8 protein-coding genes are annotated in these 7,716 nt (G+C 60.3%); 5 read left to right on the forward strand and 3 right to left on the reverse strand.

What is annotated here, in order from left to right; all coding sequences use genetic code 11:
• Window positions 1-212: 212 nt before the first annotated feature.
• The 3 genes from G205_RS20800 to G205_RS22255 all read left to right on the forward strand — a co-directional run bounded on the left by G205_RS20800 (window position 213) and on the right by G205_RS22255 (window position 2,962).
• Window positions 213-776 carry an NUDIX domain-containing protein gene (locus tag G205_RS20800; protein WP_009359629.1) on the forward strand — a complete coding sequence of 188 codons (564 nt, stop codon included), beginning with the start codon at window positions 213-215 and terminating at the stop codon, window positions 774-776.
• Window positions 777-1,826: 1,050 nt separating this feature from the next.
• Window positions 1,827-2,366, forward strand: coding sequence for a flavin reductase family protein (locus tag G205_RS20050; RefSeq protein ID WP_009359630.1), 540 nt, complete (start codon window positions 1,827-1,829; stop codon window positions 2,364-2,366).
• Between the two features lie 326 nt (window positions 2,367-2,692).
• A complete protein-coding gene (locus G205_RS22255) occupies window positions 2,693-2,962 on the forward strand; it encodes a hypothetical protein (protein ID WP_009359631.1) in 270 nt (89 codons plus the stop codon).
• On the opposite strand, the gene G205_RS24145 is transcribed toward G205_RS22255, so the two are convergent.
• Window positions 2,858-3,361, reverse strand: a complete 504-nt coding sequence (locus G205_RS24145) for a transposase (RefSeq protein ID WP_083875134.1) — start codon at window positions 3,359-3,361, stop codon at window positions 2,858-2,860. The two genes, G205_RS22255 and G205_RS24145, sit on opposite strands and share 105 nt — an antisense overlap.
• Window positions 3,362-3,606: 245 nt before the next feature.
• On the opposite strand from G205_RS24145, the gene G205_RS20060 reads away from it, so the two are divergent.
• Complete coding sequence (locus G205_RS20060; RefSeq protein WP_160166622.1) at window positions 3,607-4,101, forward strand: nuclear transport factor 2 family protein; 495 nt, start codon at window positions 3,607-3,609, stop codon at window positions 4,099-4,101.
• Between the two features lie 817 nt (window positions 4,102-4,918).
• Window positions 4,919-5,407, forward strand: a complete 489-nt coding sequence (locus tag G205_RS20065; protein WP_009359634.1) for a nuclear transport factor 2 family protein — start codon at window positions 4,919-4,921, stop codon at window positions 5,405-5,407.
• 570 nt (window positions 5,408-5,977) lie between these two features.
• Here the strand turns inward: G205_RS20065 and G205_RS20070 are convergent.
• Both G205_RS20070 and G205_RS23890 read right to left on the reverse strand, forming a co-directional pair.
• Window positions 5,978-6,439: a hypothetical protein gene (locus G205_RS20070; RefSeq protein ID WP_009359635.1), complete on the reverse strand. Its 462-nt coding sequence runs from the start codon at window positions 6,437-6,439 to the stop codon at window positions 5,978-5,980.
• A 183-nt stretch (window positions 6,440-6,622) separates the two neighbouring features.
• Window positions 6,623-7,165, reverse strand: coding sequence for an NAD(P)-dependent oxidoreductase (locus G205_RS23890; RefSeq protein WP_338058442.1), 543 nt, complete (start codon window positions 7,163-7,165; stop codon window positions 6,623-6,625).
• Window positions 7,166-7,716: the final 551 nt, after the last annotated feature.

Genomic DNA, 7,716 nt, shown 5'->3' on the forward strand with positions numbered 1-7,716 from the left:
GGTACTCGGCTTGCGCGCGGCTCGTGCCGCGCGTCGCATAACTCGTTCATTGCATCCGAATAAGAAAGCCGGGCGCCCTCCATGCCACACCCCCGAACACAGCGCTCACTCCTGACGTGGCGCTCATCCAGTGCAGTCGCGCACTGGAGAGCTGGCACGCGAAAGCGCGAAGGAGCAAAGCTACCGGCTAAGCATGGTCATAGGGAAACAATATGAGCATCATCGACGTGCCCCCGGTTCTGACGAGTGAACATGACCTCAGGACTGACATCCCTCCTGAGCGCGTCGTAGTCGCGGCCGTTATCGAATGGCGAGGCAGGATTGCGCTGTTCAGGAGAAGCCGGCGGCTCGGTCATGACAGCGGGATGTGGCATTGCATCAGTGGTTTCGTCGAGCCGGGAGTAACACCGGCCCAACAGGCTTTTGATGAGCTCTCCGAAGAAGCCGGCTTGGATGTCAAGGACGTCTTGGAACTCCGGCAAGGGCCAACACTGGTGCTCGTCGACGGCGTCGGAGCGCCGTGGCTTGTGCACACGTTCACAGCTGCGACAAACCGCCGACGGCTTCGCCTCAACTGGGAACACGATTCTTATCGGTGGACAACCGCGCGAAAGGGGAGGCGTTTCATCAACCGCGTGAGTTGGCTGGACGATGTGCTGCAGGCAACAGGCCACCTCTCGACATCGCGAAACAAGGATTGTGTAGCCGAAGAAGACCCAGGGTATACGAGCTCCGAGTTGTTGGAATACAAGACTGCGGTAGAACAGCGGACGTGAAGAGCCACTGGGCGCGGAGAATATCCGCGGTCAGCCCATGGCAGACACTGGCCCGGCCTACGGCAGCACCGCCGTGAACCGATAGACCTCCGTCACCCTCCCCGGTGATTGCACTACGACCCGGGGTGGCCCCCGGCCCAGTCCACAACCATCGCCCGGCCCGGCTCGTGGTGCAGTATTCCCACCACTTCGCCTACCTGAGCAGTGCGAATACCCGTTACTTCCCTGCGTTGGCCGTAGTCGAAGCCAAATACCTGCTCCAGGCCCGCTGTAGGGTGAAGTGACGGTTTTCCCGCACCGAGCCGACATCCGATCGAAGCCCGGGTGTCCCTGTGTCACCCTGTCCACCTTCCGGCTCTCGGGAAACAACAGGGCTATCTTCTTCGGCTAATGCCGACACGAGCGACAGAGGCCTGCAGGTAGATCGGGGGGCAGTGCCGATGCTAGGACGATGCGGTACTAACGATCGAAACCAGGAGTACCAACCGGAGCCACCTCCATCCACTGGATTGCGTACGCATAGTGCCTGGATACCGCACAAGTGTTTGCATAATTGCCGCACAAAGAAGACCGAACTCTTGACTTACGTACGATCTTCGTGCTGAAATAATTCATGAGACCCGGATCACTGCAGGGGATTCGATGTCGCGGTCGGTTGCAGATCCGCTGCTCGTTTTGGGTTGCGGGTGTAAACGCTTTAAAGACAAATAGACACAGTCGTCTAAGGAAGAAGCACGAATATGTCATTCCTAATCGCCGGAAAGTAGATCCTGGTTACCGGCGGCGCTGGCTGAGTCGACGATGCTCTGTCCGGCACTTCGGCAGTGAAGACCCCCACACCGCTTTCGTCGGTGTACGAATCAGGACCTCCTTGCCGGTCGCTTCATAAGCCCGGCTCCATGCAGGTAGGAATGGCTGACCTGTAGACAACAACTTTGGCAACCTCGCTCTGCCGCGCCGCCGGCGGCAGGGGCTATGCACGAATTCACTCTCGGTCACCGTGGTGGCCGCCAAGCAGAGGGCATGCCTCTTCTGAAAGGACTAGATTTCATGACACAGGAACTGGCAACCGAACCCAGGGTGAGTGCCTTCAGCGAGGACCCGATGCTGGTGCGAAAGGCTTTTTCTCATTTCCCATCCGGTGTAGCGGTGCTCGCGGTGGACATCGACGACGAGAAACACGCGCTCGTCGCATCGTCGTTCATGGTTGGCGTCTCACTCGAACCGTGCCTCGTTTCGGTCGCGGTGCAAAAGACATCCGAAACCTGGGAGCATATCAAAAGTGCCCCCTCTCTCGGCGTTTCAATCTTCGGCAAGGGCCAGGGAGGGCTAACGCGCAAGCTCGCAAGCAAGGACCGCGCTGCCCGATTCGAGCAGGTCGCGATCGAGGTCAATGAATCCGGTTCGGTCTTCATCGAAGACGCGGCGCTGTGGCTCGAGTGCTCGATCCACGAAGTTACCGGGGCGGGTGACCACTGGATGGTCCTGCTCGAAGTACACAAGCTTGGTGTGGGCGACAACGAGCCGCTTATCTGGCACGGCTCTAAATTCCGCGAACTCGTCGACGCCCAATCGATCGACATCAATTAACCACGAAGGATTACAGGACGTGGAACTTCACTGGCAACCCGACTGGCAGCGCACACTGGGACAACACGTCGAGATAAGGCGAGGCAGGATAACCATCAGGGCAGGAACAGTAGAGGCAGTCACTGCCGACAACAATGTTCTCTGGATTGCCGCCAGCGGTGTGGAGCCGCGACAAATGGTGGAACGAGCCAACGGCAATGAGGTCTACGCTCCGTACACATGAGATCCGTCGCCCCACCGCCTTGTCCAGCGCTTTTTCCACCACCAAACACAACTACCGAGGGCCGGAAGACAGTCTTTGCAGGGCCATCAGAAGAAGGAAACCAATGCCGATCTCCATCGGGCACCGCGCCATCTTTAGGGCATTCCGCCACCGCAGCAACTTTGCCCTGCGCACGGACAGCCCCGCTTGCATTACGGATAAACCGCAGCAGCCAGCAGCGGCCCCGGCGGTAGACGAGTTCCAGTGCTCACCCTGGGAAGGTCTCTACCTAGAACAGACACACCCGGTCACGCCCGTGGACGCGGACAACAGCATCAGCCGGCAATTGGATGTGTTCCTGGCCGAGCTGATGCAGGGCACCCTTGAAAATTAGATCGAGGAACTGGCAATAGCCCTCACGGCCTGCGAGGAAGGGGACGCCGCAGCTCCGTGATCTGATGCACCTCGTCGCCGGCCCAGACCCCAAAATCTCCCGCTCCCCGCTGGTTGTAACGCCCATGACCACGCAGAACGGGGTATTGCGCACCTGCCCGTCACGGACCAAAATCGACGACCGCGTCAACGAACAGCACCGGATATAACGATCCGTCGGCCGGGACGACCATCCGGCCTGCTCCCCCGCGACCTTCTCCTTGATGCGGCTGATGGTGACTTTGGTGACCTTGGCGCCATAAACCTCCTCGCAATGTGCGGGCATTTCGCCCGTGGTCAGTTCCCGAGCGGACAGCCGAGCACGATCTGATCGATCCCGTCCTCTCCCGGTGACGCGCATCAATATAGACCTGCGCGATGCTCGTCCATCGAGCCGAGGCCTGCACGATAATAGGAGCCAGTCGGCACTAACACCCTGAAAGGGATTGACTTACGTACGGTTAGTGTGTGTAATTGAGATCTCAAAGGCCACGGGGCTAAGACGCAAAGATGCAGTCCCTTGAGACCGTCGACTCACGAAGACCGTCCAACCCGACGGTCCGGCGCTCACGGCCCGGTCCGGTCCCTGATCTCGACGGCGCAACTATGGACAACATGGAAAGAGGCGGGGTGGATCCCATTACCAGACTGGAAGCAATCGAAGGCATCAAGCTCGTAAAGGCTCGATACTTCAGGGCAACCGATACCAAGGACTACGACCTGCTTCGCAGTGTCTTTGCGGATGATGTCGTGTTTGATGCCCGTGGTGTTGTAACGGACCCCGTCAGCGGCTTCAATTTGGCGCCGGGGACGGACGAGGTAATCCGCGGGGTTGACAATGTCATCAGCAGTAACCGTGCCGCTCTTGTAGACATAGTATCGGTCCACCACGCCAGTGTCCCCGAGATCGAGATCACCGGTCCGACGAGTGGTAGCGGAATCTGGCCGATGGTCGATCTGCTTCTTTTCAAAGAGGGGTCCCCGTTCAAGGAAATCGTCGGTTACGGCTTCTACCACGACACCTATGAGCGCATCGATGGGCAGTGGAAAATTAAGACGGTCCGCCAGGAACGCACCAGACTGGACTTCATTCCGTGGTAGCAAACGCTTAGGAAACTGCTGCATGGTGGCCGCTAGCGGAAGCTGGAAGACGATGAGCTGGGGCTTTGCTCTTTGGCGGCAGTGGGGGCAGTGACGGAGCCAGGCGGCGATCACTTTTCGGCGTACTTTGAGGAAGGCGTGCAGGCTCAGGCTGCCCCAGTTGCTTTGGGGTTGTGACGCGCGGCAGGGTGATGAGAAGGTGGGCTGCGGTGACGAGGGTGACGGGCCGGTGCCCGCGGGTGAAGGTTCGTCTTTCGAAGCGGGAGAGGTCGAGCGCGCTTTAGAGTTCCCTGTAGTGGTGTTCAATGCGCCACCGCATTTTGACTAGCCGGACCAGGGTTTAAGCGGCGTGTCGGCGGGAGGTCCGAAATCCAGTAATCGGTGGGGCCGCCTAGATTGGGCGGCCATACAGCCAGTATCCAGGGCTTCTGGCACGTATCTGGATCGATTCGAGCGCCGCGGCGGGACGTGGCTCATCGTCCACCGCGTCGTTGTCGTCGATACCACGCGAGTCCTTCCTGACGGAGTGTGGGACCAGGGAACAACGATTCCCCCAAGGCGGGCACCGACTGATTGACTCGTCGTCGGGGTTCTTCATGTGACCACGATGGTCCAGAGCGCAGAAGATGTCAGCGTCGATCCGCGAGCCGGCCCCGTCGCCCACCCTGCCCACCACCCGTGTGGCGACCGGTCCAGTCCGCCGGGCGATATTGGCCCTCGAGAAGTCGCCGACCGATCCAACCTAAACAGCGCTGGGTGAAGCCAACGTCATGAAAGACCCAGCCGAGGTCAGAAACCCACACGAGAGGAATTCATTGTGAGCGCCGAATCTGATGCCCTAGAGGAGCAGTTGCAATTGCTGCTTGCCGAACGAGACATCCTGCGCGTCATTTTCCAGTACGCGCTTGCTATCGACACAGGTGATGAAGACTCTTTCGTAGATTGCTTCACCCCTGACGGCACCTGGGAATCGATTCGTCGAAACGGCGTCAAAAAGTTCGTGTCGGGCAGCGCCGAGCTCAGGCGCTTCGCTGAGGTCCATACGAGAGCTCCCGAGTCCTACCACAAGCACATTGTCACCAACTCCCGTCTGACGGTGTCGGGTGACTCCGCATCCGCCCTAAGTTACTGGATCCGTGTCGATGCTTTTCCGGAATCCTACGACGTGGAAGCCACCCTGCGGGCCCGAACGCCCATTGGTCCAAACCCCTTTGTCCTGGCTATGGGCACCTATACCGATTCTTTTAGGAAATGCCCGGACGGGCGTTGGCGCATCAGCTCCCGGTTCGCTGACAGACAGGAGTAGCCACCCTATGAATCGACGAACTACTCTAGTGACCCGGGCACGCGGTTGGATCTGACTAGGCTTGCACCTCGCAGATGCATCGACACCCGTTGCGCTGACTTGGGGTGATGTTCCTGGGTTGGCGACGGGGACATCGTGGTGGTGCATCGCAGGGATCACCAGCCCGCAACCTTGATGGCCTGCGTGCTCTAGGCAAGGGCTGACCCCGTAAGGCGTGGGTGTGGAAGTCGTGAAAGACAGCTCCGGTTTTCGCCGGAGAGGGCTTCCCCATGGCCAACTTCGTGCTCTCGCCATGGGTAGGCGAGGCACATCATCACTACGTCGTGACCGATGCCGGCCGATGCCGGATTCTTCCCGCAAAAACCCGAACGATCAACCCGCCTGGCGTGCAGCCGCCATGTCGGGGACTAACTCGTGTTCGTCGCCCAAAACAAGGCCGATGATTACACACTCCTTCAGGCGAGCACGGAGGGAGTCAAAGCCGAAGGCCGCGCGGACAAAGTTCCCCCGCTAAACCGCACGGGCGGCGGAGCATGTCGTATCGCTGAACATCTCAGCGTGTGGTGCCAATCACCTACCGGCGCGACGCAGGAAGGAGCCGGCGAGGAGGAAGAAGGCGCCGAGGCCGGCGGCGAATGCGCTGACACCGTAGGCGAGCACGGAGGTCATGAGGGAGGTGCGCAGCGAGGCCGCCGTCGAGAGGGCGACGCTCTGCTTGCGCAGTTCGGCGGCCTCGTCACTGCCGCCGTCTACTCTACGGATAGCGTTGCTGATGTCGGCGAAAGTGCGGCCGCCCGCCCCGCGCTCGGCATGGCGTTTAATGACGAGCGCCTGGACGTAGGCCGTCGCCGGACCCTGCACGCGCTTCCCAGCGAGTACCGGGGCATCGCTTGGCACGTCAATCTTCTCCGCTTGAAGTTGCTTTGTAACCGTGACCCAGGCGCCGGCTCCGGCGGCAACTAACAGTGTCCCGGCAGCGACGGCGAAACCGCCGACACCGCGCAGGGCTGAGGCGGTGGACGAGGGGGTCATGGGTAATCCTTTCGATCGTGTGGAGCACATCCCTCTAAGTGAATGCCTCCACTAAATGTTGCCCCAGTGGTTACTAAAAGCGGATCGAAACCCGGATCTCGTCGGCCTTAGCGGCGAGATCCTGGACGGGCAACGGCTAGGCAGGGGTCATGAGGGGAGCCTCCATGGGGACGGCGGATAGGGCTAGGTGTGCAGGACGATGTTGGTTGGTTCCTGGCCTGCACGCAGGTAGTTGATTTGGGTGTGGAGCAAGCGGGCCATGCGTGGCCCCATGGACGAAGACGCTCCACCGACATGCGGGGTGATGAGCACGTTTGGCAGACTGAGCAGGGCATGGTCATCCGGGAGCGGTTCAGGCTCGGTGACGTCCAAGGCCAACCGCAGGCGACCGAGCTGCGCATGCCGGGTCAACGCAGCGGTGTCAGCCACTTTGCCGCGGGCGACGTTAACCAGGAGAGCATCGTCAGGCATTGCCCTGAGGAAGGCATCATCAATCAGTCCCACGGTAGTGTCGTTCAGCGGCACGCAGACGATGACTATCTCTGCGTCCGGAAGCAGCCGGGGCAGTTCCGCAACCCCATGCACCACACCCCTGCCATCCTCGCGCCGACGGCCCGCAACCCTTGTGAGCTCCACTTCAAAAGGCGCAAGCTGCTTTCGATGGCACGTCCTACCCCGCCGTAGCCGATCAGCAGCACTGACCGGTCGGCAAGGGAGGGATGCCACCGACGTGCCCGGTTCGGTCCCACGCGAATGATTTCCGGAAGTCCCCGCTGTGATGCAAGGACTAATGCCATGGTGAGCTCGGCGGTAGACGTTTCATGAACGGAACTTGCGTTGGCAACTACCTGTCCCGGTGCCATCGCCGCGCCAAAACCGTCATAGCCAATTGTCTGCGTTTGGATCAGCCGTGGGCGAAGATCGCGCAGGTGAGGCAGAGCCTCCAGTTCCCTCTGGTACGGCAACACTACGATGTCCGGCACGTCATCCCGGGCCCAGGCCCCCTGCATCTCCCAAACGGCAACATCCACGCCGGCAGGGAGCGGACCAAGAGATTGCCGGAACGCTTCGTCGGGAACACTGAGCAGAAATGGGGACGCCATGTTGATTCTTTCCTGAATGTTGGCGGGGCAGATAATGTGAAGGCAGTCTTAGTAAAGCCCAGGCTGCCAAGGGTGTTCGGTCGCGGTTTTCCAGCCTTCGCCGACCGAGGCATGCGGCGTCGAAATTGCGTTAGGCGTCCGACCTGAGCTACTAGCCTGGTCGTCCGGGGTGCG

This window comes from Arthrobacter nitrophenolicus (genome assembly GCF_000332815.1).
GTDB classification, from domain to species: domain Bacteria; phylum Actinomycetota; class Actinomycetes; order Actinomycetales; family Micrococcaceae; genus Arthrobacter; species Arthrobacter nitrophenolicus.

Excerpts from the sequence above, each read along its gene's own strand:
- G205_RS20800 (WP_009359629.1), top strand. The coding sequence starts at position 213 with ATGAGCATCATCGACGTGCCCCCGGTTCTGACGAGTGAACATGACCTC.
- G205_RS20050 (WP_009359630.1), top strand. The coding sequence starts at position 1,827 with ATGACACAGGAACTGGCAACCGAACCCAGGGTGAGTGCCTTCAGCGAG.
- G205_RS22255 (WP_009359631.1), top strand. The coding sequence starts at position 2,693 with ATGCCGATCTCCATCGGGCACCGCGCCATCTTTAGGGCATTCCGCCAC.
- G205_RS24145 (WP_083875134.1), bottom strand. The coding sequence starts at position 3,361 with ATGCGCGTCACCGGGAGAGGACGGGATCGATCAGATCGTGCTCGGCTG.
- G205_RS20060 (WP_160166622.1), top strand. The coding sequence starts at position 3,607 with ATGGACAACATGGAAAGAGGCGGGGTGGATCCCATTACCAGACTGGAA.
- G205_RS20070 (WP_009359635.1), bottom strand. The coding sequence starts at position 6,439 with ATGACCCCCTCGTCCACCGCCTCAGCCCTGCGCGGTGTCGGCGGTTTC.